The sequence below is a fragment of the Streptomyces sp. NPDC057280 genome, assembly GCF_042668605.1.
Lineage (GTDB): Bacteria > Actinomycetota > Actinomycetes > Streptomycetales > Streptomycetaceae > Streptomyces.
Map to the genome: position 1 here is coordinate 14,387 of NZ_JBHUYR010000007.1, position 25,621 is coordinate 40,007.

The following is a 25,621-nucleotide window of genomic DNA, read 5'->3' on the forward strand; positions in this document are numbered from 1 at the left end:
CGGATCAGTTTTCGGCGTCGTGGAAGTACACCGTGAGGGCGGGCCACAGGACGCTTCCATGCCCTCATGTTCGCCCAGGAGCCGACAACCGCCGCTACGGGTTCAGGACGATCTTTCCGGCGGTCGTGCCCGACTCGGCCAGGCGCAGGGCTTCGGCGACACGGGTGAGCGGCAGTTGTGCGGCGATCTGCGCGGTGATCTCGCCGCGCTGGAGGGCTGCGAAGACCTGGGTCAGGTCGGTGCGGAGGCGGGCGCGGAAGCGGGTCTTGGCCAGGGCCCGGCCGGCCCAGACATTGAAGAAGTACGCGCTGCGGCGGTTGGGCAGGGCGTTCCACAGCCACACCCGGCCGAGCAGCTTGAGGACGGGCCACTGCTTGGAGCCCTCGTCGTCCCGGGTCGAGGCACTGCCGTACGAGACGAGCGTGCCGCCGGGGGCGAGAAGGCGCCAGGAGTCGACGATGCCGCGGCCGCCGACGTGGTCGAAGACGGCGTCCACCCCGTCGGGGGCGAGTTCGCGGATCCGTGCGGCAAGGTCGTGGGTGCGGTAGTCGACGGGGGCGACTCCCCGTTCCCGCAGGGAGTCGTGGTGGCGCGTGGACGCCGTGCCGATCACTTGCGCGCCCGCGGCCTGGGCGAGCTGGACCAGGATCGATCCGACGCCGCCGTTCGCGCCGTGCACCACGACGGTGTGCCCCGCGCGGACGCGGGCCTTGCGGTGCAGCATCTGCCAGGCGGTGATGCCGTTGACAACGAGGGCCTCCGCCTCCGCCGCGGCGATCCCGTCGGGCACGGGCACCATGTCCGCCGCGTCGACGACCACATGACTGGCCCAGCCACCGACCTTGACCAGCGCGGCGACCCGGGTGCCGGCCAGGCCCGGCTCGACTCCCCCGCCGGTCGACAGCACCGTACCCACGAGGTCGTAGCCGGGCACGAACGGGAAGGGCGGCTGGTCGTAGTAGCGGCCGCGTCGCATCTGCTGCTCGGCGAAGGAGACGCCGGTCGCCTCCATCCGGATCACGACCTGGCCGGGGCCCGGGGCGGGTACGGCTCCGTGCCGGATCCGGAGTCCCTCGGGCTCGACCTTGCCCGGCAGGACGACCTCGACGAGTTCCTCGGTGCTGTTCATGGCGACCTCCGCAGAGTCGGTAGTGACGTGCCCTCAGCCGTTACATGGCTTCGTGTTCGTTAGAAGTTATAACCGCACGGGATCGCGAGTGTCAATAACTTCAGTGATAACCTCTAACTATGGTGAACTCGGAAGCGGAGACCCCCCGCGCGCGCTACCGCGCCCAGGTGCGTACGGAGATCAAGGAGCGCGCGTGGGAGCAGATCGCCACGGCGGGCGCGTCCGCGCTCTCCCTCAACGCGATCGCCAAGCAGATGGGCATGAGCGGACCCGCGCTGTACCGGTACTTCGGCGGGCGCGACGAGCTGATCACCGAGCTCGTCAGGGACGCGTACCGAAGCCTCGCCGACACCTTCCGCGCGGCCTCCCAGAGCGGTGCCGACCTGACCGCGCTGGCCCACGCCCTGCGGGAATGGGCCCTGCGCGACCCACAGCGGTACTTCCTCATCTACGGCACGCCCGTCCCCGGCTACCAGGCACCCGACGACACGACCGCGATCTCGTCCGAGATCATGGCGACCCTCCTGGACGCGTGTGCCGCGTCCCCCTCGAGCGGACCGGCGACGCCGTTCGACGCGCACCTCGAAGACCACCGGGACTGGGCCGACGGCCATCCCGCCCCGCCCGCGGCCCTCCATCGGGCCCTGGCCTTCTGGACCCGGCTGCACGGCGTCCTGTCCCTGGAACTCGCCGGCCACTTCACCGGTATGGGAATCGACCCCGCGCAGCTCTTCGCCGCCGAGCTGGCCGACCTGGCGGGTGCGCCGGCGAACTGACCGGCAGAAAAAAATTCCGGGGATCTTCGCGGCAACCTTTCCGGCCTCTCCGGTCACTGAGTGGCGTCCGGCCAAGTGGTCCGGTCAGATGCACCAGTTGAAAGAGAGCACAGGCATGCCCCTGGAACCAGAGCGCAGACATGTCCCTGTTCCGCCCACGCGCGGTGGCCGTCGCAAGCATCGTGGTCGCCGGCTGCTCGCGCGCCGGGGGCTCTGGGGCGGTCTCGCCATGGTGGTCGTGGCGGGCTCGGCTGTCGTGGTCAGCCAGGCTTCGGCAGATCAGAAGAAGACCCCGGATCTGAAGAAGTGGTACCTGCTGGTCAACCGCAACAGCGGCAAGGTGCTGGACGACCGCGGCTCCGCCAAGAACGACGGCGCGGCGATGGTGCAGTGGAGCCGTCACGGCGGGGCCAACCAGCAGTGGCGGTTCGTCGACTCGGGTGACGGCTACTACCGGCTGCAGAACCGGAGCTCCGGCAAGGTGCTGGACGACCTCGGCTGGTCGAAGACCGCCGGCTCGGCCATCGTGCAGTGGAGCGACCTGAACGCCGGCAACCAGCAGTTCAAGCTGGCCAAGTCGGCGAACGGCTACGTGCGTCTGGTCAATCGCTTCAGCGGCATGGCCGTCGGTGTGAAGAGCGCCGCCAAGGCCAACGGGCGCGGCATCGTCCAGAACCGCGACAAGGCCGCCGCCAACCAGCAGTGGAAGCTCGTCGAGGCCGGCAGCGTCGGCAACACCGGCAACCCGGGCGGCTCCGGCAGCACGCCCACGCCCAGCGCCAGCGCTCCGGCGAGCCAGGCTCCGAGCAGCACCCCGACGTCTTCGCCGACGTCGCCGGCCGCCACCAACGGCACGTCGGCGAAGAGCTTCATGGGCAGTGACAAGGTGCTCATCGGCGGCTCGATGACCGAAGCCTCGTTCAAGGCCGCGCCGTTCGACGTGCGCTACGCCTACATCCACAGCCAGCCCGCGCCCTCGTCGGAGGCCTATACGGCGGCGAAGTGCAAGGCTGAGTGGTCGAACTGGTGGGGCTGCTGGGGCGGCACCAGCACGGCGCCCGGCAACCAGGTGACCTGGCAGGACGCCGAGGCGGCCAAGGCGACCTACCAGGGCAAGTCGCGACCGCAGAAGTATCTGTGGACCTGGTACTCCCTGCGGGACCTCGGGGACGCGGCAGGCGAGGGCGACGGCCCGGGCGAGGTCAAGGCCATCAACCGGACCGACCTGCTCACCAAGTACCTGAACGACTACCGCTTCTTCCTCCAGAAGATCGGCACGTCGCACGACGCGATCGACCTCGAGCCCGACTTCTGGGGCTTCGCCCGGTCGCTCGGCGACCTGCACGACGTTCCCGCGCAGGTCAAGGCCTCGAATCCGACGGACTGCGGATCGCAGGAGAACAGCGCCTCCGGACTCGCCCAGTGCCTGATCTCGATGGCGCACAAGTACGCGCCGAACACCGCCGTGGGACTGCACCTCTCCTGCTTCGACTGGGAGAGCAACCTCCAGAAGTGCGTCAAGGACTACGCGGACCTCGGGGCGAAGAACGCCGACTTCCTGGTCACCGACGTGTCGGACCGCGACGCGGGCTGGTACGCGCAGCCGGCCCACGGCAGCCTCGACAAGTTCTGGAACGACCAGAAGGCCGCCGCCTCGCTGAAGTTCTGGAAGACGATGGCCGAGTCCGTGGGCAAGCCGGTCGTCCTGTGGCAGATCCCCGTGGGCAACATGTCGGGGAACAACACGTCCGGCCACTACAAGGACGACAAGGTGGACTGGTTCTTCTCGCACATGAACCAGGTGGCGGACGCGCACATCGCCGGCCTGCTGTTCGGTGCGGGGTGGACGGAGCAGACGACGCCCGAGACCGACGGCGGAAACCTGTTCAACAAGACGATCGCCTATCACAACGCGGGCGGTACGGCGCTTAAGTAGCGGTCCGCCACAGACGACGAAGTGCGCCCCCGTCTCTTGGACGGGGGCGCACTTCGTTGTTTGCGTCGGGCTGAGGGTCAGCGCTTCAGGGTGAGGATGCCGGGGCGGTACGGCAGGTTGTCGTAGGAGGTGTTCGCGTTGGGGGCCTTGCCCTGGTAGAGGAACTGCAGGTTGCAGGGGTCGATGGTCATGGTCTGGTCGGGGTTGGTGCGGACCAGGTCACCGTGGCTGATGTCGTTGGTCCAGGTGGCGCCGCTGTTGGCCTTGCCCGCGAAGGGGCTGGACTCGGTGGCGGCCTGCGCGGTCCACGGGCCGTTCAGGCTGGTGGCGGTGAAGGAGCGGAAGTAGCGCTGCTCGCTCGCCCCGCGCGCCTCGACGATCATGAGGTACTGGTTCTGGCCCTGGACCTTGTAAACCTGCGGCGCCTCGAAGAGGTTCTTCGTCGTGTCGCTCATGACGGTCGTGTACGACGAGCCGAAGCTGCCGGGGAAGTTCCCGATCGGCATGGACGCCTTGTAGATCTTGCCGTTGTCACCGGCGAAGAACAGGTACATGTTCTTGTCGTCGGCGATCAGGGTCTGGTCGATCGGACCGGTGCCGGATTCGCCGCTGGGGATGCTGCCGGTGAACAGCGGCTGCGGCGCGGACCAGCTGCTCGGGTCGCTGGGGTCGCTGGAGGTGCGGTAGTTGAAGGCCCAGCCGCCGCTCCACTGGGACGCCAGCACCCAGATCTTCTTGGGCGCGAAGTAGAACAGCGTCGGCGCCACCGCCTTCTGGCTCATGCCGGTCTGGCGGGCCGATGCCAAGTCCGACCAGTTCGTGACGGGGCTGAACGCCATCGAGCCGTAGGACGAACCCGAGAAGTCGGACCCGTAGACCAGGTGCTTGCCGTTGTACGTGACGGTGGTGAAGTCCTTCAGTGAGGCCCAGCCGTTCGCCGGCTGCGCCAGCGCGTCCGTCGAGGTCCACCGGTACGTCGACGGAAGAGCGCACGTGGCGCTCGGCGCCCCGGTCGTGGCACTCGTCGGCGTAGCCGTCGTGTCGCTCTTCGGCGCCGCGGCCGGCTGGAAGGTCCAGCGCTGGTTGGCGCCGCTGTTGGTGTCCCAGATCTGGACGGGGGTGCCGTTGGCGGTCTTGCCGCCGGGGAGCTCCAGCGCGCGGCCGCTGGCGACGTTGGTCAGCGTGTAGGTGCCGTCGCTGCTCTTGGTGGCCTTCCAGTGCTGGTGGGAGCCGCCGTTGGCGTCCCAGACCGTCGGTCTCGTCCCGTTGGCCGTCCGGCCCGCCGGCTCGTCCAGGACCCGGCCGCTGGCGATGTTCGTCAGGGTGTAGGAGCCGTCGCTGTTCTTGGTGGCCTTCCACTGCTGGTTGGAGGCGCCACTGGCGTCCCACACCTGGAGCTCGGTGCCGTTGCCGTTCTGGCCCGCGGGCTCGTCGAGCACACGTCCGGCGGCCGCGTTGGAGAGCGTGTAGACGGTACCGGAGGTGATCTCCCCGGCCTGTGTGCCGGTGCCGCTCGTGCCGCCGGTGCTGCCCGTACTGCCGACACTGTTCAGAGTGCTGAGCACCGCGCTGTAGGCGGGCTTCTTGTTGCCGCTCGCGTCGAACAGCAGCGCGTTCTCACCGGTGCGCCAGGAGTCGCTGTCGCGGATGCCCCACACCGTGATGCCGGTGCAGCGCGCGACGTCCACGCACGCCTGGACGGCGTTGGTGTACGCGGTGGCGGACGCCTGGGCGATGTCGAGCTCGGTGATCTGCACGTCCACGCCGAGTGCGGCGAAGTTGGACAGCGTGGTCCGGAAGCTCGCCGGTGGGCCGCCGGCGCCGAAGTGGGACTGGAAGCCGACGCAGTCGATGGGCACACCGCGGGACTTGAAGTCCTTGACCATCTTGTAGACGCCCTGGGTCTTGGCGTCGGACCAGTTCTCGATGTTGTAGTCGTTGTAGCAGAGCCTGGCGGCGGGGTCGGCGTCCCGGGCGGTGCGGAACGCCTCCTCGATGAAGCCGTTGCCCAGCACGTCGTGGAACACCGAACTGCGCTGCTGGCCGCTGCCGCCGTCGGCGAAGGCCTCGTTGACCACGTCCCAGGCGTAGATCTTGCCCTTGTAGTGGGTCATCTCCTGCGTGATGTGGTTCTTCATCACCGTGCGCAGGGTGCCGGCGTCGGTGATGGACTTGACCCAGGCGGGCAGTTGGGAGTGCCAGACCAGGGTGTGGCCGCGCAGGCGCTGGCCGTGCGCGGAGGCGTGGTCGACGATCCGGTCGGCGGACCCGAAGGTGAAGTTGCCGCGGGAGGGTTCGATGGCGTCCCACTTCATCTCGTTCTCCGGGGTGATCATCTTGAATTCCCGGTCGAGAATGGCGGAGTACGTGGAGTCGCCGAGCCTGCCCGCGGCCACCGCGGTGCCGAAGTAGCGGCCGCTGTCGGCCGCCGCGTCGGCGGCCGTGGCCGGTGCCGCGGAATCCGGCGTGCGTGCGGCGAGCGCGACCAGCGGTACGGCGGCGCCCGCGGCGGCGAGGACCACGGAGGCGGCGATCACGCGGCGGGTCGCCGGGCGGCGGCGATGAGAACGGTTCTGATCTGACAACGGCATGTCCTTCTGGCGCAGCGGGACTTGATCCCGTCCCGGTCATCCGCCAGTTGCCGCCACGTGCCCAGAAGTTGCCGCGATCGGGGGAAAAGTGCGCACCGCCCCCGTCATCGCCCCGCCGCCGTCGCCTCCGCCCCTGTCATCGCCCCGCCGTCGTCGCCCCGCCGCCGTCATCTTCTGCCGTGCGGCGGCGTTCACCGTGCCGGGACGAACCCTCCCCGGACCGACGCGGAGCCGCCCGGACCCTGTGCGTCGACGCGGTAGCCGTCGCCCGCGGCGCTGCGCTTGCCGGCGCCGTTGTTGAACTGCGCGGCGAACTCGTGGTTCCCGGCCGGCACGGTCGATCCCGGCTTGAGGACCCAGCGGTAGACCAGCGCGCCGCCGGTCTCCTGGACGGTGACCGTGAAGTCGTCGCCGGGCAGGGTCTGCCAGGTGCCGGTGCTCTTCGCCTCGCCGGTCTGCACGATCCGGATCTCGACCGTGAGCGAGCTGAGCGGCTGCTTCGTCTTGAGGACGAGGTTGCTCTGCGTCCAGTAGACGGTGCTTTTCGCATCCAGCGAGCCGACCGACGACAGCGGCCCGTCCTGGCTCTCGTCTGCGGTCGGCGAGGGACTGGCACTGGTGGCCGACGGGGTCGGGTGCGAGCTGCCCGGGGTGGTGGCCGGAGGCGGTGCTTTCGGAGTGGGGCGGGCCGAGCTCGGGGGCGGGGAGCTGACGGCCGGGGCCAGGGTGGTGGGCGTGGTCACGGTGGGCGACGGCGACGGCTTCGCGACGATGGCGGCGACGGCGAGGCCGCCGGTCGTCAGGATGCCGCCGGCGGCGAGCCCGGCGAGGGCGACCCTGGTACCGGACCTCGCGAACGGTCGCGCGCGGTGCCGGACGGCGGGACCGGCCATGCCGCGTTCCACCCGCGCCAGTATCCGCGCACGGTCCGGCCTGTGGGCCTCTGCGGCCTCGCGCAGGCGACGGTCGATTTCCTCGTTCACCGGTTCCTCCTCCTCCCTGGCACCAAGTCCCCGGCCGCGTGTGCGCCCAGGAGCTTTTCCAGCTCCGCCATTCCCTTCGAGGTCTGGCTCTTCACCGTTCCGACCGATATGCCCAGTGCTGCCGCCGTCTCCTTCTCCGACAGATCCATGGCATGTCTCAGCACCACGCAGGCACGCTTGCGGTAGGGCAGCCGGGCGAGCGCGGCGCGGACGTCCAGGACGGCCGCCGTGTCCGGCCCCTCCACCTTCTCGGGGCTGCGGGACCAGAACAGCGTGATCCTGCGTCGCTCCCGGACCGTGCTGCGGATCCGTCCCCGCGCCAGGTTGGCCACCACACCGCGGGCATAGGCGACCGGATGGTCGGCCTGCTGCAAGCGGTCCCAGCGTTGCCACAGGGCGACCAGGGCATCCGCCGCGAGGTCGTCCGCCGCGTCGCTCTCGCCGGTCAGGAGGTATGCCAGACGGGCAAGCTCGGCATAGTGGCGTTCGAAGAATTCGTGGAACTCCACGGACGCGTCATCGAGGACCATCCCCCGGTCGCCCTCTCCTTGCCATGATGGGTGCGTTAGTTGCGCATTAAACAACAACGGGGGGCGCAGCCTAACAGTTCCTGTGCCACGGTCGCCGCGCGGCGTCGTTCGTTGCCCTCATGCCCGTCCATCCAGGTTGTTCGAATCGGACTTCCGGCTCCCAGTTGCCGCGGAGGAAGACAAGGTTGCCGCCCCGATGCCGGTTTTTTTCCAGCCGCCCGGCGGCCGGCGGCATGACGGCTGAACACCTGCATCCGGGACGGCCGGTCGAACCGAAGGACGAGGTGGGCAGGGCGCCGGGCTCGGGAGCCGCGCGGTACCGCCGCGCACCCACCCGCGGTTTCGGGTGGTACGGAGACCAATCCGTCCGCGCGTCCGGCTCGGATTACGTCCGTAGACGTCCCGACCGCGGAGGCCACCCAGTGAAAGAAGCCGTGCACATCGGCACGAACCCCTCGTCGAAGCCAGGCCTCCAGGAGCTGGTGGGCCGGGTGGCCCTGGGTGACGAGGAGGCGTTCGCCGCCGTGTACGACGCCGTCGCGGGCCCCGTTCTCGGGGTCGTCCGGGCTGTCCTGCGGGACCAGGCGCAGTCGGAGGAGGTCGCCCAGGAGGTGCTGGTGGAGGTGTGGCGTACCGCTCCGCGCTACCGGCCGGACCGCGGGACGGCCATGAACTGGATCCTCACGCTGTCGCACCGGCGGGCCATCGACCGGGTGCGGTCGGTGGAGGCCGCGGCCGCGCGGGAGCACAAGGCCGCCCTGCTGGACCGGACGCCCGAGTACGACGAGGTGACCGAGCAGGTCGAGACCCGGCTGGAGCGGGAGCAGGTGCGGCGCTGTGTACGCACGCTGACCGAGATCCAGCGCCAGGCCGTCACCCTCGCCTACTACCGCGGGCTCACCTACCGCCAGGTCGCGGAGGCGCTGTCGCTTCCGCTGGGCACCGTGAAGACCCGGCTGCGGGACGGACTCATCCGGCTGCGCGACTGTCTGGGGGTGACCGCGTGACGACCACCGATCTGCACCGGCTGACGGGCGCCTACGCCCTGCACGCGCTGTCCGACACGGAGACGGCCGCGTTCGAGCGGCACCTCGCGGGCTGCGAGGCGTGTGCCCAGGAGGCCGCCGAACTGTCCGCCACCGCGGCCCGGCTGGGACTGGCCGTCACGGTGCCGCCCCCCGGCGCCCTGCGTGAACAGGTGCTGCGCCGGATCGGCTCCGTCCGGCAGCAGCCACCGGACGGAGCCGGTCCGGCCCGCCCGGGCCGGGCCCCGCTGCGCGGCCGGATGCTGTCCCGGTGGGCGCTGGCCGCCTGCCTCGCGGGCGCCGCCGCGTTCGGCGGTACGGCGGTCTGGCAGCACCAGCGGGCCGAGGACGCGGACCGTCAGGCCCGCCGGGCGGAGCAGGCGACGGACGAGATCGCCGCCGTACTGGCCGCACCGGACGCCAGGACACGGGCCGCCGCGTTCGGCGACGGGTCCACCGGCACGGTGGTCGTCTCCCGCAGCAGGGACGAGGCCGTGTTCGTCGTCGCGGGCATGCCGCATCCGGCGCGCGGCAAGGTCTACCAGCTGTGGTTCGACGACGACGGCGCCATGCGGTCGGCCGGTCTGATGGACCCCGGCCGGACCGACCAGGCCGTCCTGCTGCGGGGCGGGATCGACGGGGCCTCGGGCGTGGGGGTCACGGTCGAACCGGCGGGCGGCAGCGCGCAGCCCACCTCCGCCCCGCTCGCCCTGCTGACCTTCCCGGCCTGACCTGGGAAAGGGCGGCCGCACGTGCGGCCGCCGTCACAGCAGCGGCGCGTCGCCCGGCCCGTAGCACTGCCCGGGCAGCGGGTCCGGGTGGGCGGTCGGGTCCAGGAGGTGGGCCACGACGGAGGCGGCGGTGCGGTGCCAGAAACGGTGGCGCCTGAGCATCGCATGGTCGCCGTCGCGGACCACGCCCATCGCCGCACCGGCGGCGGTGCCCCGCGCCCGCCGCACGCAGTCGGCGGAGTCGACGGGTGAGGTGACCCGGTCGTCCTCGCCGTGGAGCACCACGACCTGACGGCCCGCCAACTGGTGCACGGGCTCCCCCGACGGCCACCACGGCGCCAGCGCCAGCACCGCGCACACCTGCGGATGGCCGGCGGCGTGCAGCGCAGCTCTGGCCCCCATCGAGTGGCCGACCAGCACCGTGGGCACCGGCCCCACCAGTTCGGCGAGCCGGTTCAGCGCGTCGAGGGTGTCCGGTACGGGGTCGGCCCGGACGTCGTTCCAGCCGCGCAGCCGGTAGCGGACCCGGGCGAGGACGACGTCCCCGTGGGGCAGCGCGGCCTCGATCGCCCGGTGGAAGGGGCGCATGCGCAGCACCGCCGGGTGCCAGGGGCGGGACGGGGTGAGGCCGGCCTCCCGTCCGCCGTGCAGCAGCAGCACCGCGGCCCGGGGGCGGGCCGGGAGGAGGCGGGGCACGAGAGGGCTGACGGGCGCGCGCAGGGAAGCCTCCTGGTCATTTCGGTTCCGCCGCACGGTGACGCTCCTTGCTCCGACGGTCGACGGTCGACGGTCGACGGTCAGCGGCGGGCCGCTGCCCCCAGTTCACCGCGACTTGGGCGGGCGGGGGAAGAAGCCACTGGTACGGGCCGTGTACTCGGCATAGCCCGGGCGGTCGCGCAGGTGCCGTTCCAGCAGGCGTTTCCCGCTGCCCTTCGTCAGCAGCAGGCTCATCACCACCGGGGAGACGAGGGACACGGCCGCCGCCGCGGGCTCGTCGCAGGCCAGCAGGTACAGGCCCCACCAGACGCAGAAGTCGCCGAAGTAGTTGGGGTGCCGCGTCCACGCCCACAGGCCCCGGTCCATGATCCGGCCGCGGTGGGCGGGATCCGCCTTGAACCGGGCGAGCTGGGCGTCGCCGACCGCCTCGAAGCAGAGCCCGACCGCCCACAGCGCCGTACCGGCGAGGGCGAGCGGGGACAGGTCGCCGGGCACGTACTGCGCGGCCTGGACCGGCAGGGACACCAGCCACACCAGGCCGCCCTGCAGGAGGTAGACGGACCGCAGGGCGTACGCGTTGCGGCTGCCGGGGGCCTTGGCCAGCATCGCCTCGTAGCGCGGGTCCTCGCCGTGGCCGCGACCGCGCCGGGCGATGTGCACGGCCAGCCGCAGCCCCCACACGGCGGTCAGGGCGGTGACCAGGGTCCGGCGGGCCGGGTCCCCGTCCCCGGAGGAGGCGGCGAAGGTGACGACGGCGACGGCCGTGAAGGCGACGCCCCAGGCGACGTCCACGATCCGGTGCACGCCCCTGCGGACGGCCACCGCGAACGTGCCGAGCATGACGGCGAGCGCCGCGGCGGCGGCGAGGGCGAGGTTGAGGGCGAAGGCGCCCCACGGGAAGTCGTTCATGGCTTGGCGAGCAGGTAGTGGTGGACGTCGAGGTAGCCGGAGCGGAAACCGGCCTCGGAGTAGGCGAGGTAGAAGGTCCACAGGCGGCGGAACGTCTCGTCGAAGCCCAGCGCCTCGACCTCGTCGGCCCGCTCGGTGAACCGCTCCCGCCACAGGCGCAGCGTCTCGGCGTAGTGCGCGCCGTACGCGTCACGGCGGGCGACGGTCAGCCCGGTGTGGTCGCGGACGCACTCCTCGACGGCCCGCGTGGACGGGATCTGACCGCCGGGGAAGACGTACTTGTGGATCCAGGTGAAGCCGTCCCGGGTCGCGAGCATCCGCTCGTGCGGCATGGTGATGGCCTGGAGCGCCGCCCGGCCGCCGGGGACCAGCCGCTCGTCCAGGGCGCGGAAGTACACCGGCCAGAACTCGGCGCCGACCGCCTCGATCATCTCCACGCTGACGACCGCGTCGTACTCCCCGCGGGCCTCGCGGTAGTCGCACAGCTCGATCGAGACCCGGTCGGAGAGGCCCGCCGCGCGCACCCGCTCCCGTGCGAGGGCCTGCTGTTCGCGGGAGAGGGTGAGCGAGGTGACCCGGGCGCCGCGTGCCGCGGCGCGCAGGGCCAGTTCGCCCCAGCCGGTGCCGATCTCCAGCAGCCGGGTGCCCTCGCCCACGGCGGCCAGGTCGAGGAGCCGGTCGATCTTGCGGTGCTGGGCCGCCCCGAGCAGGTCCCAGTTGGCCGGGAAGCCCCGGAAGAGGGCGGCGGAGTAGGTGAGGGTGTCGTCGAGGAACAGGGCGAACAGGTCGTTGGACAGGTCGTAGTGACGGCCGATGTTGGCGCGGGCACCGTCCGGGGTGTTGCGCTCGCCCTCCGGCTGCCGCAGCGCCCAGAGGCGGCGCAGGCGTTGCAGCGGGGCCGGGACGAGATCGGCGGTGTGTGCGGCGAGCACCGTCAGCACGCCCACCAGGTCGGGGGCGTCCCACTCGCGTGCCATGTACGACTCGCCGAAGCCGACCAGGCCCTGTGCGCCGAGCCGGGTGTGGAAGGCGTTCGCGTCGCGCACGTCCAGCAGCGGGCCGCCCCGGCCGAGCGTGGGCCCGCCGGCGAACCTGGCCCGCAACGGCAGTTCCCGCAGCGCCCTGCGGACGACGGCCTCGGTCACCGCGACACGGGGCCACGAGACGCGTGGGACGTGCGCGACGTCCGGCCAGCGGACGGGGTCGACGGCGAGGGCGGGCCTCTGCGGGGCCGTGCGGGGTTCTGCTGCTCTCACGGGGCGTTCTCCGGTGTGCGGTGGTCATGGGGGCGGGGCTGGACGGGCAGCCCTCGCAGGTAGAGGCGTATGCCGTGGACGCGGATGGCGGCGGAGGCGAGGAGCGGGGCCCAGGGGTGGCGCAGCGCCAGTCGCAGCAGCGCCGCGCCGCTCGCCGCGCGCCGGGTGCCGCGCACCGTCGCGGTCAGGGCCCGGCCGCCCTCGCGGTCCAGGTGCACGGTCAGGTCGAGGCGGTGGTCCGGCGGCGGGACGCGCATGCGGTAGCCGCCGTCGACCGGGAAGAACGGCGAGACGTAGAAGCGCTTGTCGGCGCGTGCGGTCCCGGCCGTGTCCGGGTGCAGCAGGTAGCAGTGCCGGCCGCCGTAGGTGTTGTGCACCTCGGCGACCACACAGCGCAGGCGGCCGTCGGGGCCGTGGCACCAGTAGAGGGTGAGCGGGTTGAAGACGTACCCGAACACCCGGGCCTGCGTCAGCATCAGCACCCGCCCGCCGTCCAGGCGGATGCCGTGGCCGGCGAGGAAGTCGTCGAGCCCGGCACGGACCGAGGTCCGGTCCCCGGTGAAGTGATCCCGCGGATCGAACCGGGCGAGCCCTCGCAGCGCCCGGGGCAGCCGGGGCGGCCGGTCGGGATCGATGAGCCACAGATAGGTGCGGTGCCGCAGCGTGTAGCGCCGGGGGGTGGTGCGGACGTGGGTGATCGTGCAGGGGTACAGGGCGGGTACGGGGCTGGCGCGGGCGGGGGATACCGGGGCGGCGGACACGCGGTCGGCAGGTGCGGGGGTGGTGGAGGTGGGGTCCGGGATTACCACGGCTCCCCCAGGGTCGCCGCCGCCTCGGCGCCGGAGCGGCAGCCGTCCTCGTGGAAACCCCAGCCGTGGTAGGCGCCCGCGAACGCGCAGACCGGGCTGTTCAGTTCGGGCAGCCGGTGCTGGGCGGCCACCGACTCCGGGGTGTAGACGGGGTGCTCGTACACCATCCGGGCCAGCACCCGGCCGGGGTCGACACGGTCGTCGCCGCCCAGCGTGACCACGTATGTCTCGGCGGCGTCGAGGCGTTGCAGCCGGTTCATGTCGTAGCTGACCCGCACCCGGTCGGCGCCCGCCTCGCACGCCGGCATCAGGTAGTTCCACGAGGCCCGGGCCCCGCGGGCGCGCGGCAGCAGGCCGGTGTCGGTGTGCAGGAGCGTGGAGTTGCGGGAGTAGCGGAAGGCGCCGAGGACCTCCTTCTCCTGCGGGGTGGCGTCGGCGAGCAGCCGCAGCGCCTGGTCGGGGTGGACCGCGATCACCACGGAGTCGTAGGACGCGGTCGTCCCGTCGTCGGCCGTCACCTCCGCCCCGTCGGCGTGGCGGCGCACGGCCCGTACGGGGGTGCCGGTGCGGATCTCGGGGAGGCGTTCGGCGATCCGGTCGACGTACGTGCGCGAGCCGTCGCGCACCGTGCGCCACACCGGTGAGCCGCCGACCGACAGCATGCCGTGGTGCTCCAGGAACCGGAACAGATAGGCCGCCGGGTAGCGTTGCGCGGTCGCGGCGTCGCAGGACCACACGGCCGACACGACCGGGGTCGTGAAGTGGGCGCGGAAGTAGGCGGAGAAGCCGTGCCGGTCGAGGAACCCGCCCAGGGTCAGGGTGTCTTCACCACCCTCGGCCAGCAGTCGCCGGGCCGCCCGGTGGAAGGCCGGGACCTCCGACAGGAGCCGCAGATAGGGGCCGCGCAGCAGGTTGCGGGGCTGCGCGAACAGCCCGGCCGGGCCACGGGCACCGGCGTACTCGAGGCCGCACCCCTCGCACCGCACGGACATGCTCATCTCCGACTCCTGCGTGGTGACGCCGAGTTCGTCGAAGAGCCGCAGCAAGTGCGGGTAGGTGCGGCGGTTGTGGACGATGAACCCGGAGTCGACGCGGCGCGTCCGCCCGTCGTACGCCGAGGTCAGCTCGTGGGTGTGGGCGTGCCCGCCGAGCCGGTCGTCGGCCTCGTAGAGGGTGACGTGGCGGGTGCGGGCCAGGAGGTGGGCGGCGGTCAGTCCGGCCACCCCGGCACCCAGCACGGCCGTACGCCGCACCCCCCTCGCCCTCTCCGGCGCAGGGGACACCGCCGGGGATGTACGCGTCATCTCTGTCCTTCCGCGAGCCGTCATCAGGGCTGTCACCTGTGATCCGGAGCTGCTCGGGCGATGGATTGGCCCGACCGGCGGTCATCGCGTCAGGCGCCGCATTCAGGTGAATTCGGTCAAGTGGTGATCTTGTGGCCACTTAACATCCCGTCTCGTGACAGACAGGAAGAACGGCGGTACGGCCGAGGTCCTCGTCCTCGGTGCCGGGCCGGCCGGGCTCGTGCTCGGCAATCTCCTCCAGGACGCCGGGATCGACTGCGTCGTCCTGGAGCGGGCCGGGCGCACGCACGTCCAGACGCGGGCGCGTGCCGGGTTCCTGGCCGCCCACACCGTACGGATCCTGGAGCGGCACGGGCTGGCCGAGGGGCTGCGCCGGCACGGACAGGCCCACAGCACCTGCGAGTTCCGCACCGAGGACGGCCGGTTCCGGCTGGACTACAGCGGGCTCGGACGCGGCGAGCGGCACACCGTCTACCCCCAACAGCTGCTGGTCACCGACCTGTTGACCCGCTTCCTGGACCGGGGCGGCCGGGTCGAGTTCGGCACCGAGGCGGTGGCCGTCGTCGACCCCGACACCGGCAGCCCCTCGGTGACCGTGCGCGAGGCCGACGGCCGGCCGGGCCGGCGGCGGGCGCGGTACGTCGCCGGGTGCGACGGGCGGCACGGTGCGGCCCGGCGGTCGCTGCCGCCCGGCTCGGTGCGCCGCTACGACTGCGCCCACGGCGTCACCTGGCTCGGACTGCTCGCCGAGGCGCCGCCCAGCCTGGACGCCGTCGGATACGCGGTGCACGAGCGCGGCTTCGCCGGGCACATGGCGCGCACCAGCGAGATCACCCGCTACTACGTGCAGTGCGAGCGCGGGACCCCGGCCGGGGCCTGGTCCGAGGAGCGGATCTGGGACGAGCTGGCACTGCGGATGCGGACGAAGGAGTACGGCCCGCTGCACCGGGGGCCGGTCGTCCAGCGGACGGTCGTCGACCTGGAGTCCGACGTGCTCGAACCGCTGCGCCACGGATCGCTGTTCCTGGCGGGCGACGCCGCCGCCCTCATCAGCCCGTCCGCCGCCAAGGGCGCCAATCTCGCCGTACTGGAGGCGGAGCTCCTCGCCCGCGCCCTGATCGACGACCTCCGCCACGGTGACGCCGAAGGGCTCGACGCCTACTCCGCACGGTGCCTGACGCACATCTGGCGGGCGCAGGAGTTCTCGCACTGGATGATCGCGCTGCTGCACGGCCCGTCCGGTGCGGACCGGCCCTCGCCGTTCCATGAGGCGCTACGGCAGTCCCGCCTCTCCTCGCTGCGTACGTCCCGCAGCCGACAGGACTGGTTCGCCGAGCACTACGTCGGCGTGTGACCCCGCCCGTTCCTTTCCCCTCCCCTCTCCCCTCTCCCCTCTCCCCTCTCCCCTCTCCCCTATTGAGGACTCCCCCCATGATCACGACGTTGTCAGGCGAAACGTCCCGCCTGTCCGCCACGGTCGACTTCGTCCAGGAGCACGACACCACCACGCTGCTCCCGCTCCTCCTTCCCGGCCTCGACGGCCCCGAGCTGCGCAGCGTCGCCGAGCAGTGCCGCTTCTCGCACGCCGCGCTCCTCGTCTTCCCCTCGGACGACAGGGAGTTGGCGGCGATGCTCGCCGACTGCGGGCTGGCCGCCGGGGCACCGCCGCGGCCGAGTGTCGTCGTACGCGAGCGGCTGGCCCTGCGGCACCGGCGGCCGGCCGCCGAGCTGGACGTCGGCATCCTGCGCCCCCGGGTGACCGGCGGGGACGGAGCGCGCCGGACGGTCGAGGTGTTCGCGCTGACCGTGCCGCCGGGCTCGGGGCTGGAGGCGATCGCCGCGGCCGAGCGGGAGGGCCAGCACGAGGCGCACGTCGCCTTCGACGTCGTAGCGCCTGATCCGCTGGTGCTGCGCGGGCTGTGCGCGAGCTTCGCGCGGTACGGGGCCGTCCCGGACGGCGGCGGCTACAACCCGCACGAGAACGGCACGGTCTTCTATTTCGGCACGCCCGCCGAAGGCAAGACCGGGTACCGGCGCATGGAGCTGTACGTCCCCGGCGACCACCGCGACCTGCTGGCCGCGCATCTCGACGAGTACCGCGCCCGGCACCCCGCGGAAACGGTCCTGCGCCTGCTGACCGGGGCATGGACGACACAGGCCCTGGCCACGTTCGTCCGGCTCCGGGTGCCCGACGCGATGGACGGCGAACGGGGCACGCCGACCGGGGAGTTGGCGCGGAGGGTCGGCGCGCGGCCGGAGAACCTGGCGACGCTGCTGCGCTATCTCGTGATGCTGGGCGCGGTGGCGGAGGACCGCGACGGCTTCCGCCTCACCGGTCCGGGCAGGCTGCTGCGCGGCGACGCCCCGGGGTCGATGCGGGCGCTGGCGCTGATGTACGGCGGCCCGTTCTACCGGTCCTTCGGCGAGCTCGGGCACACCGTACGCACGGGCGAGCCCGCCTTCGAGCACGTCTACGGCGAGAACCACTTCGACCACTTCGCGCGCGACCCCCACCTCGCCGACCTCTTCGACCAGTCGATGGCCGCCGGCTCCGCCATGTTCGACCCGGTCCCCGCGCACCCGGTGCTCACCGCCGCGGCCGGGTCCGCCGCCGGGGCGACGGTGGTCGATGTCGCGGGCGGCAACGGGGAGTTGCTCGGCCGCGTCCTGGCCGCGCACCCGCGCCTGAGGGGGATCCTGCTGGAGCGGCCGCACGCCGTGGCGGCCGCCCGCCACCGGTTCGAGCAGGCCGGCCACGACACCCGGTGCACCTTCCTGACCGGTGACTTCGCGGACGTGCCGGCGGGCGGTGACGTCTACGTCCTCTCCCGCGTCCTGCACGACTGGGACGACGAGCGCTGCCGCGAGATCCTCCGCCACTGCGCCCGCGCGATGCCCGCCCACGCCGATCTGCTCGTCATCGAGCGCGTCCTGCCCGACGACGGCTCGGTGTCCCTGGCCACCGCCTGGGATCTCCACATGATGTGCAACGTCGGCGGCCGCGAGCGCCGCTTTGACCACTACGCCCGACTGTTCGCCGACGCCGGCCTCACGCTGGTGGACCGCTCCCCGCTGCCCCTGGACGGCTATGTGCTGCACGTCCGCAAGGCGCAGGCGGTGGCGGCACCGGCGACGACGTCGTCCTCGGCACCCCTCGGTTGTCCGTGAACTTCCCCGGAATTGTCCGTGATCGGTAACGGACGGATCCTGGGGCCGCCGTTGCCCGTCCTGCCATGCGAGGGTCGGGCGAGCAACTGCGGGAGAGTGGGGCGGACATGGCGCGGCACGGTGCTGGGCGGGGCTGGTACGGCAAGGTCGTCGGGGCGGCGCTCGGGGTGACGATCCTGGCCACCGGCGCCTCGATGTGGACCGCGCAGGCCGGTGCCGTGGGCTCGTCGCCGAAGGCGAGCGCGCCCGCGAAGCCGGCGGCCGTGAAGCCGGTGGACGTGACCATCGTGCACGCCTCCGACAAGGGCCCGCGCGGCGTCAACATCACCATCGACGACGGCCCCGACCCGGAGTGGACCCCCCAAGTGCTGGACGTGCTCGCGCAGTACGGGGTGAAGGCCACGTTCTGCATGGTGGGGACGCAGGCCCAGGCCCACCCGGACCTGGTGAAGAAGGTCGTCGCGGCCGGCCACCGGCTGTGCGACCACTCGGTGTCCCACGACACCACCATGGACAAGAAGTCCGAGGCCTATCAGTCCCAGCAGATCCTCGACGCCGAACGCATGATCACCGAGGCGTCCGGCGGTGTACGCCCCATGTACTACCGCGCTCCCGGCGGCGCCTTCACCCCGTACAGCCGCAAGCTCGCCGCCTCCCACGGCATGCGCCCGCTCGGCTGGAACGTGGACACCAAGGACTTCGAACGCCCCGGCACGGCGGCCATCGTCACCACGGTCCAGCAGGAGATCGCAGGCGGCCCGACCGTCCTCTTCCACGACGCCGGCGGCGACCGCTCCCAGACGGTGGCGGCCCTGCGCCAGGTCCTGCCCTGGCTGAAGGAGCAGGGGTACAGCTTCGGCTTCCCGGTGCGCTGAACCGGCACTGAACCTGCGCTGAACCCCTTACGGAGTCATGACGTACCCGCGCGCTCCCCTGGCCGCGTACCCGTGCGGACCTAGCGTGGCCGTATGCGTGTACTGGTCACCGGCGGTGCCGGGTTCATCGGGTCACAGGTTGTCGCGGCGCTGAGCGCGCGCGGGCACGAGGCGGTCGTGTACGACGTCCGGGTCGATCCGGGTGCCGATGTGCGGGACCCGGACGGTGTCCGGCGGGCGTTGCGCGGTGTCGACGCCGTCTGCCACCAGGCCGCCATGGTCGGGCTCGGGAACGGGGTCGCCGACGCCGCGGACTACGTCTCCCACAACGACCTCGGCACCGCCGTGCTGCTCGCCGCCATGGCGGAGACGGGCGTGCGGCGGCTGGTGCTGGCCGGGTCGATGGTCGTGTACGGGGAGGGGCGGTACGAGTGTCCCCGGCACGGGGTGGTGCGGCCCGGGCCGCGGGCCGTGAGCGACCTCGACGCGGGGCGGTTCGAGCCGCTGTGCCCGGTGTGCGGGGCCGACCTCGTGCCCGGGCTCGTCGGGGAGGACGCGGCCGTCGATCCACGGAACGTGTACGCCACCACCAAGCTCGCGCAGGAGCATCTGGCCGCCGCGTGGGCCCGGTGTACCGGTGGGTCGGCGGTTTCCTTGCGCTACCACAACGTGTACGGGCCGGGGATGCCGCGCGATACGCCGTACGCGGGCGTCGCCTCGTTCTTCCGGTCCGCGCTGGCTCGTGGTGAGGCGCCCCGCGTTTTCGAGGACGGGCTCCAGCGGCGGGACTTCGTGCATGTGCGGGACGTGGCCGCCGCCAACGTGGTTGCTCTGGAAGGGGGTTCGGACTCGGGGGTGCTCGTCGCGTACAACACCGGCAGTGGTGAGCCGCACACCGTGGGGGAGATGGCCTGTGCGCTCGCCGACGCCTGCGGTGGGCCCGCGCCGGTCGTCACCGGGGAGTACCGCCTGGGGGACGTCCGGCACATCACCGCGGACTCGGCGCGGCTGCGGGGGGAGTTGGGGTGGAAGGCGGAGGTCGGGTTCCGGGAGGGGATGGCGGAGTTCGCGGCGGGCAGAAACGGTGGGTGAAGACCGTTTTCGAGTGCGGGTTCGCTGTGGCTGGGCGCGCAGTTCCCCGCGCCCCCAAACGGCGTTGCAGTGCCCCGACTCAGGAAGTCGCCGTCGGTAGTGTTACCTCGAAACGGCAGCCCCCCGGGATGTTCTGTACAGTTGCCCGGCCCTGGTGGGCCTCCACGATCCCCCGCACGATCGCCAGGCCCAGGCCCGCCCCCGCCGGAGGCGTGCGGGCGTGGGTGCCGCGCCAGCCGGTGTCGAAGACGCGGGGCAGGTCCTCCTCGGGGATGCCGCCGCAGCCGTCCGTGACGGAGACGACGACGGCGCCGTCGGGGGCGCGTTCCGCGGCCACCGCGACCGTGCCGTCGGCCGGGGTCCGGCGGATGGCGTTGACCAGCAGGTTGCCGAGGACCCGGCTCATCTCCTTGCCGTCCACCTCCACCGGCACCGGCTCGATGCGGTCGCCCACCAGCCGTACGCCCAGCTCCCGGGCCAGCGGGTCGGCGCCCGCGAGGGCGTCGCCGATCAGGTCGTAGAGGGAGATCCGGGCGTACGACAGCGGCAGCGTGCCGGCGTGGATGCGGGAGAGCTCGAAGAGGTCGCCGACCATGTCGTTGAGGCGCTCGACCTCGGTGCGGATCTGGCGGAGGTAGCGGTCGGGGTCGGCGGCGACCCCGTCCTCCAGCGCCTCCGACATCGCGCGCAGACCGGCCAGCGGGGTGCGCAGGTCGTGCGAGATCCAGGCGACCAGTTCACGCCGGGACGTCTCCAACGCCCGCTCACGTTCGCGGGATTCGGCCAGACGGGCGCTGGTGGCGGCCAACTCCCGGCTCAGCGACTCCAGTTCGGCCGTCGCCGGGACGGAGGGGGCCGCGAAGCTGCCGCCGTCCCCGAAGGAGCGGGCCGCGACCGCGAGCTCGCGGCTGCGGGCGACGACCCATCGGCCCAGCAGGAACGCGGTGGCGAGGGAGACCACGGCCGCCATCGCCACGACCGTCGTGACCACGGTCAGGTCGTGCGGGGACAGGAACATCGCCCAGGCGACGGCGAGGGTCCCGGCCAGCATCGCCACCACTCCGACGGCCGCCACCACGGCCATGGACACGGTCAGCGAGCGGTGCCGGACCACCCGCAGCACGACGGCCCCGGCCAGCCCGGTGCCCGCGGCGCCGAGGAACGCGTACAGGGCGATGAGGAGGGTGTCGTTCACGAGGCCTCCTCCGTGCCCGTGGGGTCGAAGCGGTAGCCCACGCCCCACACCGTCTGGATCAGCCGGGGGCGGGCCGGGTCGTCCTCGATCTTGCCGCGCAGGCGGCGGACGTGGACGGTGACGGTCGACAGGTCGCCGAAGTCCCAGCCCCACACCTCCCGCATCAGGTCCTCCCGGGCGAACGCCCGCCCGGGGTGCCGCAGGAAGAAGGCCAGCAGGTCGAACTCGCGGAGAGTGAGGGCGAGTTCGGAGTCGTTCTTGGTCGCCCGGCGGGCCTCGGGGTCCACGGCGAGACCGGCCGCGCCCAGCCGCTGCCCCGAGGGCGCGGGCCTGCTGCGGCGCAGCACCGACTCCACCCGCAGCACCAGCTCACGGGGGCTGAAGGGCTTGGTGACGTAGTCGTCGGCGCCGACCTCCAGGCCCAGGATGCGGTCGTCCTCGTCGCCCCGGGCGGTGAGCATGATGACCGGCACCGGGCCGTGGCCGCGCATCCGGCGGCACACCTCCAGGCCGTCCATGCCGGGCAGCATCAGGTCCAGGACGACCAGGTCGGGCCGGTGGGCGGCGGCGCGGGCGAGGGCCGTGGGCCCGTCGTCGGCCCGGTCGACCAGGTATCCCGCGCGGTCCAGGTACCCGGCGACGACCTCGGCCACGGTCGGATCGTCGTCCACGACGAGGATCCGGGAGGGACCACCGTCCACATTCGGCTGCTGCATGCCTCCAGCCTGGCACCACGCGCCCGCCGATGCCGTGTCCGAGGGTGCCCCGGCCTCGGACGTCCGCGTTTCGTAAGGAGCAGGAGTCCGATATGCCTGATTCGCGTTCGTAGGGTGAAACCGTGACGACGACACCTTCCGACGTCGACGTGGTGCTGCCCTGCCTGGACGAGGCCGAGGCCCTGCCCTGGGTGCTGAGCCGGATTCCGGCGGGCTGGCGCGCCCTCGTCGTCGACAACGGTTCCACCGACGGCTCCCCCGACCTCGCCCGCAGTCTCGGCGCGACCGTCGTGCACGAGCCGCGCCGCGGCTTCGGCGCCGCCTGCCACGCCGGCCTGACCGCTGCCACCGCCGAGGTGGTCTGCTTCTGCGACTGCGACGCCTCCCTCGACCCCGGCCTCCTCATCCCCTTCGTCCGCGAAGTCCAGGAGAAGGAGGCCGACCTGGTCCTCGGCCGACGGCGCCCCCAGGCCCGCGGCGCCTGGCCCGCGCACGCCCGCGCCGGCAACCTCGCCCTCGCCCGCATGCTGCGCCGCCGCACCGGCCTGCGTCTGCACGACCTCGGCCCCCTGCGCGCCGCCCGCCGCGAGCCCCTGCTCGCCCTCGGCCTCACGGACCGGCGCAGCGGCTACCCGCTGCAAATGGTCGTCCGCGCCGCCGACGCCGGCTGGCGGATCACCGAGCACGACGTGCCCTACCTGCCGCGCACCGGCGCCTCGAAGGTGACGGGCACCTGGCGCGGCACCTGGCAGGCGGTACGTGACATGAGCCGCGTCCTCGGCGAGGCTCCGACCGCGGGGAGGGCCGTACGGTGACCACGCTGCTCGTCATCGCCAAGGAACCGGTGCCGGGCCGGGTGAAGACCCGGCTGACGCCACCGTTCACCCCCGAGGAGGCGGCCGCCCTCGCGGAGGCGTCCCTCGCCGACACCCTGCACACGGTGGCGGCGACCCCGGCCGACCGCAGAGTCCTGGTCCTCGCCGGCGAGCCCGGGCCCTGGCTGCCGCCCGGCTTCGAGGTCGTCCGCCAGTGCGCGGGCGGCCTCGACGAACGCCTGGCCCACGCCTTCGCCCGCGCCGACGGCCCGACCCTGCTGATCGGCATGGACACCCCGCAGGTGACGCCGCAGCTGCTGACCGTGGACTTCGCGGACTGCGACGCGTATTTCGGTCCGGCGGAGGACGGGGGCTTCTGGGCGCTGGGCTTGGCGACTCCCGATCCGGGGCTGCTCCTGGGGGTCCCGATGTCGACGCCGAGGACGGGGGCTGTGCAAAGGGAGCGGCTGGTGGCGGCGGGGTTGCGGGTACGGGATCTGCCGCCGCTGAGGGATGTGGACACGGCGAGAGATGCAGAGGCGGTGGCGGAGCTGGCTCCACACGGCCGGTTCGCGGCGAGGCTGGCGGGCTACGGGGCTCTTGCGCCGGGTGGCTCATCGGCCGGCGACCACCGCAGCGCACCTAGGGGCGCGGGGCTGTATCAATCTGCGGCTCCGCCGCGGGGCGCGACCAGCCCCCACCGACCCGCAGCCAAACGATGACCAGCCCGCCCACCACCCTCGCCTGGGCCACAGCCGACCCCTACGCACAAGCCCTCCGCACCGGCCACGGCCCCCTCTTCCTCCGCCGAACCGACGGCTGGCTCCTCCCCCTGGAAGTGGAACGCTGGTGCGCCCGCGCCGACGCCGTGGACCTCGACGTACTGGCCCACTGCGAAGGCACCGTCCTGGACGTCGGCTGCGGCCCGGGCCGCCTCGTCGCCGAACTCGCCGCACAAGCCCGCGCAGCGCTCGGCATCGACGTCAGCGAGGCCGCCGTCGCCCACACCCTCCGCCTCGGCGGGCAAGCCCTGCGCCGCTCCGTCTTCGAGCCGCTCCCCGGCGAGGCCCGCTGGGACACGGTGCTCCTCATGGACGGCAACGTCGGCATCGGCGGCGATCCGAGCGCCCTGCTCGACCGAGTGGCCCAACTCCTCAAGCCCGGCGGCCTGTTGATCGCCGAAACGGCACCGGTGGACGTCGACGAGCGCGTCCACGTCCACCTCACCGACGCCCGCACCACCACCGGCGCTCCCTTCCCCTGGGCGCGCCTGGGCACCCCGGCGTTGCTGCGCCACGCGCGCGGCTGGGAGCGGGAACGTCAGTGGTCGGCCGGCGGACGCAGCTTCGTCGCCCTGCGGACCCGCAGCGCGAGCAGCAGCGCGGAACCGCCGAACAGGACGGCCGTGATCAGCAGCCAGCGCCCGAGGAAGCCGTCCGGGGACAGCGCCGTCGCGGACCGGTAACGCCGGTCCACCATCCCGCTGATCAGCGGGAACCACACGAGGAGCAGCAGCCCGGACAACGCGGCCGGTACCCGGACGTACATCGTCCACTCCCGGCGACCGGCCGCGCCGAGCCCCCGTACGACCACCCGGTCCGCGACCGCGTAGACCGGCAGCAGCACGAGGTCGTGCAGCAGCGCCGCCCCCACCAGCCACAGCGCCACCCCGAACCAGTCGTCGGCGAGCAGCCGTACCCCGGCGTAGGCGGCGAGCGCGAACGAGCAGGCCAGCAACAGGATCTGAAGCGGGCTGCCGACAACCAGCTTGCGCATCACAGGTCTCCGAAGGTCAGCCGGGCCACCCACTTGGTGTTCAGCACACCGGGTGCCGCGGGCACGATGACACGGGCCGGGTGGCCGTGGTCGGGGGACAGTTCCTCGCCGTTGACGTAGAGGGCGAGGAGGGATCGCGGGTCGGCGACCTGGTTGGCGCGCAGGGCGGCGCGGCGGAAGGCGCCGTGGCGTTGCAGCGACTCCACGAACACGTCCGGCGGATCGTCACGGTCGTAGCCGACCAAAGCCGCGAGGTCCCGCAGCCGCACCCCGCGCCACCACTGGTCCGAGGTCGACCAGCCCTCCACGCAGGCGATGGGCAACGCGGCGCTGTGCAGCGGGAGTTGGAGCAAGTCGGCGCGGCTCAGCCGGACGGTGCCGGTGCGGCCGGTGACGACGAGGCGCCATGCCTCCGCGCTGGTCTCGCTCGCGGAGATCCCGGCGTAGGCGGCCGTCTTGTTGATCTGGAAGCCGTTCGGGCCGGTGCCGGGGTCGCTGCCGCCGTGCGGGGCGAGGAGGGCGGTGCGGCGCAGGGGGCCGCCGAGGGTCTGGCCGACGGTGGTGACGAAGAGCAGCAGCGAGCCGCCCCCGACGAACCACAGCGCACCCCGGCGGGAGACGGTCGGCGCGGCGGGACGCGGGGAGACGAGGTCGCTGCCGGGCCGCTCGTCCCGCAGGTGTCTCAAGGCCCGTAGCGCCGCAGGGAGTTTGAGGCAGGCGTGCGCGACGAAGGCGGCGAAGAAGACCCAGGCGCCGTAGAAGTGCAGGGGGTAGAAGGAGCCGGGGAAGACGTAGTCGAGCTGGACGTTGAGGACGCCCGTGACGAACTCGAACAGGCCGCCGCCGACCAGGAGGAGCAGCGAGATCCGCTCCAGGGCGTGGGCGAGTGAGCGGGCGGGGGGCAAGGTGAACAGTCTCGGCACCACCGACCACAGCTTGGCCAGCAGCACGGGGATGAGCGTGATCCCCAGCGTGACGTGCACGCCCTGGTTGAGCCGGTACAGCCAGTGCGGATGGGTCGGCCAAGCAAAAAGATAGAAGCCGAGAACACCCTTGTCCGGGGTCTTGTCGTTCACCGGCGACAGGTCCGGGTTGTAGGCGGCGTACGAGAGCAGTCCCGTCACGAACAGCACCGTGATGCCGACGAGCAGGACCAGGCCCAGCACCGAGGTGAACCAGGGACCGCGCAGCGGGCTGCGCCAGAAACCGGGAGTGGAAGGAAGCCGCGGATCGTCTCGCATGGGCCGACCGTAGGCCGGGACCACCCCAAGAAAGGGTGCGCGACCCA

General features: G+C 72.4%; 23 protein-coding genes. 11 read left to right on the top strand and 12 right to left on the bottom strand.

All coding sequences use genetic code 11. The features are described 5' to 3' along the window. Positions 1 to 94: 94 nt before the first annotated feature. Positions 95 to 1,129 carry a medium chain dehydrogenase/reductase family protein gene (locus ACFUO4_RS32425; RefSeq protein ID WP_079305986.1) on the bottom strand — a complete coding sequence of 345 codons (1,035 nt, stop codon included), beginning with the start codon at positions 1,127 to 1,129 and terminating at the stop codon, positions 95 to 97. Between the two features lie 119 nt (positions 1,130 to 1,248). Between ACFUO4_RS32425 and ACFUO4_RS32430 the strand changes: the two genes are divergently transcribed. Together ACFUO4_RS32430 and ACFUO4_RS32435 are read left to right on the top strand one after the other, a co-directional pair. Further along, entirely contained in the window at positions 1,249 to 1,905 is a 657-nt protein-coding gene (locus ACFUO4_RS32430; RefSeq protein ID WP_383491615.1) for a TetR/AcrR family transcriptional regulator, read from the top strand. 115 nt (positions 1,906 to 2,020) lie between these two features. After that, complete coding sequence (locus ACFUO4_RS32435) at positions 2,021 to 3,841, top strand: RICIN domain-containing protein (RefSeq protein WP_383491617.1); 1,821 nt, start codon at positions 2,021 to 2,023, stop codon at positions 3,839 to 3,841. Positions 3,842 to 3,918: 77 nt separating this feature from the next. Here the strand turns inward: ACFUO4_RS32435 and ACFUO4_RS32440 are convergent, their stop codons facing one another. From ACFUO4_RS32440 to ACFUO4_RS32450, 3 genes are all read right to left on the bottom strand, one after another. Then, on the bottom strand, positions 3,919 to 6,432 hold the full coding sequence (locus ACFUO4_RS32440; protein WP_383491619.1) for a non-reducing end alpha-L-arabinofuranosidase family hydrolase: 2,514 nt from the start codon (positions 6,430 to 6,432) through the stop codon (positions 3,919 to 3,921). 191 nt (positions 6,433 to 6,623) lie between these two features. Beyond that, positions 6,624 to 7,415, bottom strand: a complete 792-nt coding sequence (locus ACFUO4_RS32445; RefSeq protein ID WP_383491621.1) for a hypothetical protein — start codon at positions 7,413 to 7,415, stop codon at positions 6,624 to 6,626. Further along, a complete protein-coding gene (locus tag ACFUO4_RS32450; RefSeq protein ID WP_079305989.1) occupies positions 7,412 to 7,945 on the bottom strand; it encodes a SigE family RNA polymerase sigma factor in 534 nt (177 codons plus the stop codon). Before ACFUO4_RS32450 ends, ACFUO4_RS32445 begins: the two co-directional genes overlap by 4 nt. A 422-nt stretch (positions 7,946 to 8,367) precedes the next feature. Here ACFUO4_RS32450 and ACFUO4_RS32455 point away from each other — a divergent pair, with 422 nt between their 5' ends. Then, positions 8,368 to 8,952 carry a sigma-70 family RNA polymerase sigma factor gene (locus ACFUO4_RS32455; protein WP_079305990.1) on the top strand — a complete coding sequence of 195 codons (585 nt, stop codon included), beginning with the start codon at positions 8,368 to 8,370 and terminating at the stop codon, positions 8,950 to 8,952. Next, positions 8,949 to 9,701, top strand: a complete 753-nt coding sequence (locus ACFUO4_RS32460) for an anti-sigma factor domain-containing protein (protein WP_383491623.1) — start codon at positions 8,949 to 8,951, stop codon at positions 9,699 to 9,701. Before ACFUO4_RS32455 ends, ACFUO4_RS32460 begins: the two co-directional genes overlap by 4 nt. A 33-nt stretch (positions 9,702 to 9,734) precedes the next feature. Here the strand turns inward: ACFUO4_RS32460 and ACFUO4_RS32465 are convergent, their stop codons facing one another. From ACFUO4_RS32465 to ACFUO4_RS32485, 5 genes are all read right to left on the bottom strand, one after another. Continuing rightward, the gene (locus ACFUO4_RS32465) at positions 9,735 to 10,454 is read right to left on the bottom strand and encodes an alpha/beta hydrolase (RefSeq protein ID WP_383491625.1); all 720 of its coding nucleotides are present in this window, start codon (positions 10,452 to 10,454) and stop codon (positions 9,735 to 9,737) included. Positions 10,455 to 10,523: 69 nt separating this feature from the next. Next, positions 10,524 to 11,327: a DUF1295 domain-containing protein gene (locus tag ACFUO4_RS32470; RefSeq protein ID WP_383491627.1), complete on the bottom strand. Its 804-nt coding sequence runs from the start codon at positions 11,325 to 11,327 to the stop codon at positions 10,524 to 10,526. After that, the gene (locus ACFUO4_RS32475) at positions 11,324 to 12,583 is read right to left on the bottom strand and encodes a class I SAM-dependent methyltransferase (RefSeq protein WP_383491629.1); all 1,260 of its coding nucleotides are present in this window, start codon (positions 12,581 to 12,583) and stop codon (positions 11,324 to 11,326) included. Before ACFUO4_RS32475 ends, ACFUO4_RS32470 begins: the two co-directional genes overlap by 4 nt. Beyond that, positions 12,580 to 13,344: a DUF1365 domain-containing protein gene (locus ACFUO4_RS32480; protein ID WP_383492243.1), complete on the bottom strand. Its 765-nt coding sequence runs from the start codon at positions 13,342 to 13,344 to the stop codon at positions 12,580 to 12,582. The genes ACFUO4_RS32475 and ACFUO4_RS32480 overlap by 4 nt, the downstream gene beginning before the upstream one ends. 41 nt (positions 13,345 to 13,385) lie before the next feature. Further along, positions 13,386 to 14,696 carry an NAD(P)/FAD-dependent oxidoreductase gene (locus ACFUO4_RS32485; protein ID WP_383491631.1) on the bottom strand — a complete coding sequence of 437 codons (1,311 nt, stop codon included), beginning with the start codon at positions 14,694 to 14,696 and terminating at the stop codon, positions 13,386 to 13,388. A gap of 154 nt (positions 14,697 to 14,850) precedes the next feature. Here ACFUO4_RS32485 and ACFUO4_RS32490 point away from each other — a divergent pair, with 154 nt between their 5' ends. From ACFUO4_RS32490 to ACFUO4_RS32505, 4 genes are all read left to right on the top strand, one after another. Continuing rightward, the gene (locus ACFUO4_RS32490; RefSeq protein WP_383491633.1) at positions 14,851 to 16,050 is read left to right on the top strand and encodes a 4-hydroxybenzoate 3-monooxygenase; all 1,200 of its coding nucleotides are present in this window, start codon (positions 14,851 to 14,853) and stop codon (positions 16,048 to 16,050) included. A 77-nt stretch (positions 16,051 to 16,127) separates the two neighbouring features. Next, on the top strand, positions 16,128 to 17,864 hold the full coding sequence (locus ACFUO4_RS32495) for a methyltransferase (protein WP_383491635.1): 1,737 nt from the start codon (positions 16,128 to 16,130) through the stop codon (positions 17,862 to 17,864). A gap of 107 nt (positions 17,865 to 17,971) precedes the next feature. Beyond that, positions 17,972 to 18,739, top strand: a complete 768-nt coding sequence (locus ACFUO4_RS32500) for a polysaccharide deacetylase family protein (protein ID WP_383491637.1) — start codon at positions 17,972 to 17,974, stop codon at positions 18,737 to 18,739. A 93-nt stretch (positions 18,740 to 18,832) separates the two neighbouring features. Further along, positions 18,833 to 19,831: an NAD-dependent epimerase/dehydratase family protein gene (locus ACFUO4_RS32505; protein ID WP_383491639.1), complete on the top strand. Its 999-nt coding sequence runs from the start codon at positions 18,833 to 18,835 to the stop codon at positions 19,829 to 19,831. A 79-nt stretch (positions 19,832 to 19,910) separates the two neighbouring features. On the opposite strand, the gene ACFUO4_RS32510 is transcribed toward ACFUO4_RS32505, so the two are convergent. Together ACFUO4_RS32510 and ACFUO4_RS32515 are read right to left on the bottom strand one after the other, a co-directional pair. Beyond that, positions 19,911 to 21,026: a sensor histidine kinase gene (locus ACFUO4_RS32510; RefSeq protein WP_383491641.1), complete on the bottom strand. Its 1,116-nt coding sequence runs from the start codon at positions 21,024 to 21,026 to the stop codon at positions 19,911 to 19,913. Continuing rightward, complete coding sequence (locus tag ACFUO4_RS32515) at positions 21,023 to 21,742, bottom strand: response regulator transcription factor (protein ID WP_079305999.1); 720 nt, start codon at positions 21,740 to 21,742, stop codon at positions 21,023 to 21,025. The genes ACFUO4_RS32510 and ACFUO4_RS32515 overlap by 4 nt, the downstream gene beginning before the upstream one ends. 122 nt (positions 21,743 to 21,864) lie before the next feature. Between ACFUO4_RS32515 and ACFUO4_RS32520 the strand changes: the two genes are divergently transcribed. From ACFUO4_RS32520 to ACFUO4_RS32530, 3 genes are read left to right on the top strand one after another with little or no spacing between them, the layout of a single operon-like run. Next, positions 21,865 to 22,557 carry a glycosyltransferase family 2 protein gene (locus ACFUO4_RS32520; RefSeq protein ID WP_383491643.1) on the top strand — a complete coding sequence of 231 codons (693 nt, stop codon included), beginning with the start codon at positions 21,865 to 21,867 and terminating at the stop codon, positions 22,555 to 22,557. Continuing rightward, positions 22,554 to 23,279, top strand: coding sequence for a DUF2064 domain-containing protein (locus ACFUO4_RS32525; RefSeq protein ID WP_383491645.1), 726 nt, complete (start codon positions 22,554 to 22,556; stop codon positions 23,277 to 23,279). Before ACFUO4_RS32520 ends, ACFUO4_RS32525 begins: the two co-directional genes overlap by 4 nt. Beyond that, positions 23,276 to 24,022, top strand: coding sequence for a bifunctional 2-polyprenyl-6-hydroxyphenol methylase/3-demethylubiquinol 3-O-methyltransferase UbiG (locus ACFUO4_RS32530; RefSeq protein ID WP_079306001.1), 747 nt, complete (start codon positions 23,276 to 23,278; stop codon positions 24,020 to 24,022). Before ACFUO4_RS32525 ends, ACFUO4_RS32530 begins: the two co-directional genes overlap by 4 nt. Before the next feature lie 310 nt (positions 24,023 to 24,332). Here ACFUO4_RS32530 and ACFUO4_RS32535 read toward each other — a convergent pair whose 3' ends face one another. Next, positions 24,333 to 25,574: a molybdopterin-dependent oxidoreductase gene (locus tag ACFUO4_RS32535; RefSeq protein ID WP_383491647.1), complete on the bottom strand. Its 1,242-nt coding sequence runs from the start codon at positions 25,572 to 25,574 to the stop codon at positions 24,333 to 24,335. Between the last annotated feature and the right edge of the window lie 47 nt (positions 25,575 to 25,621).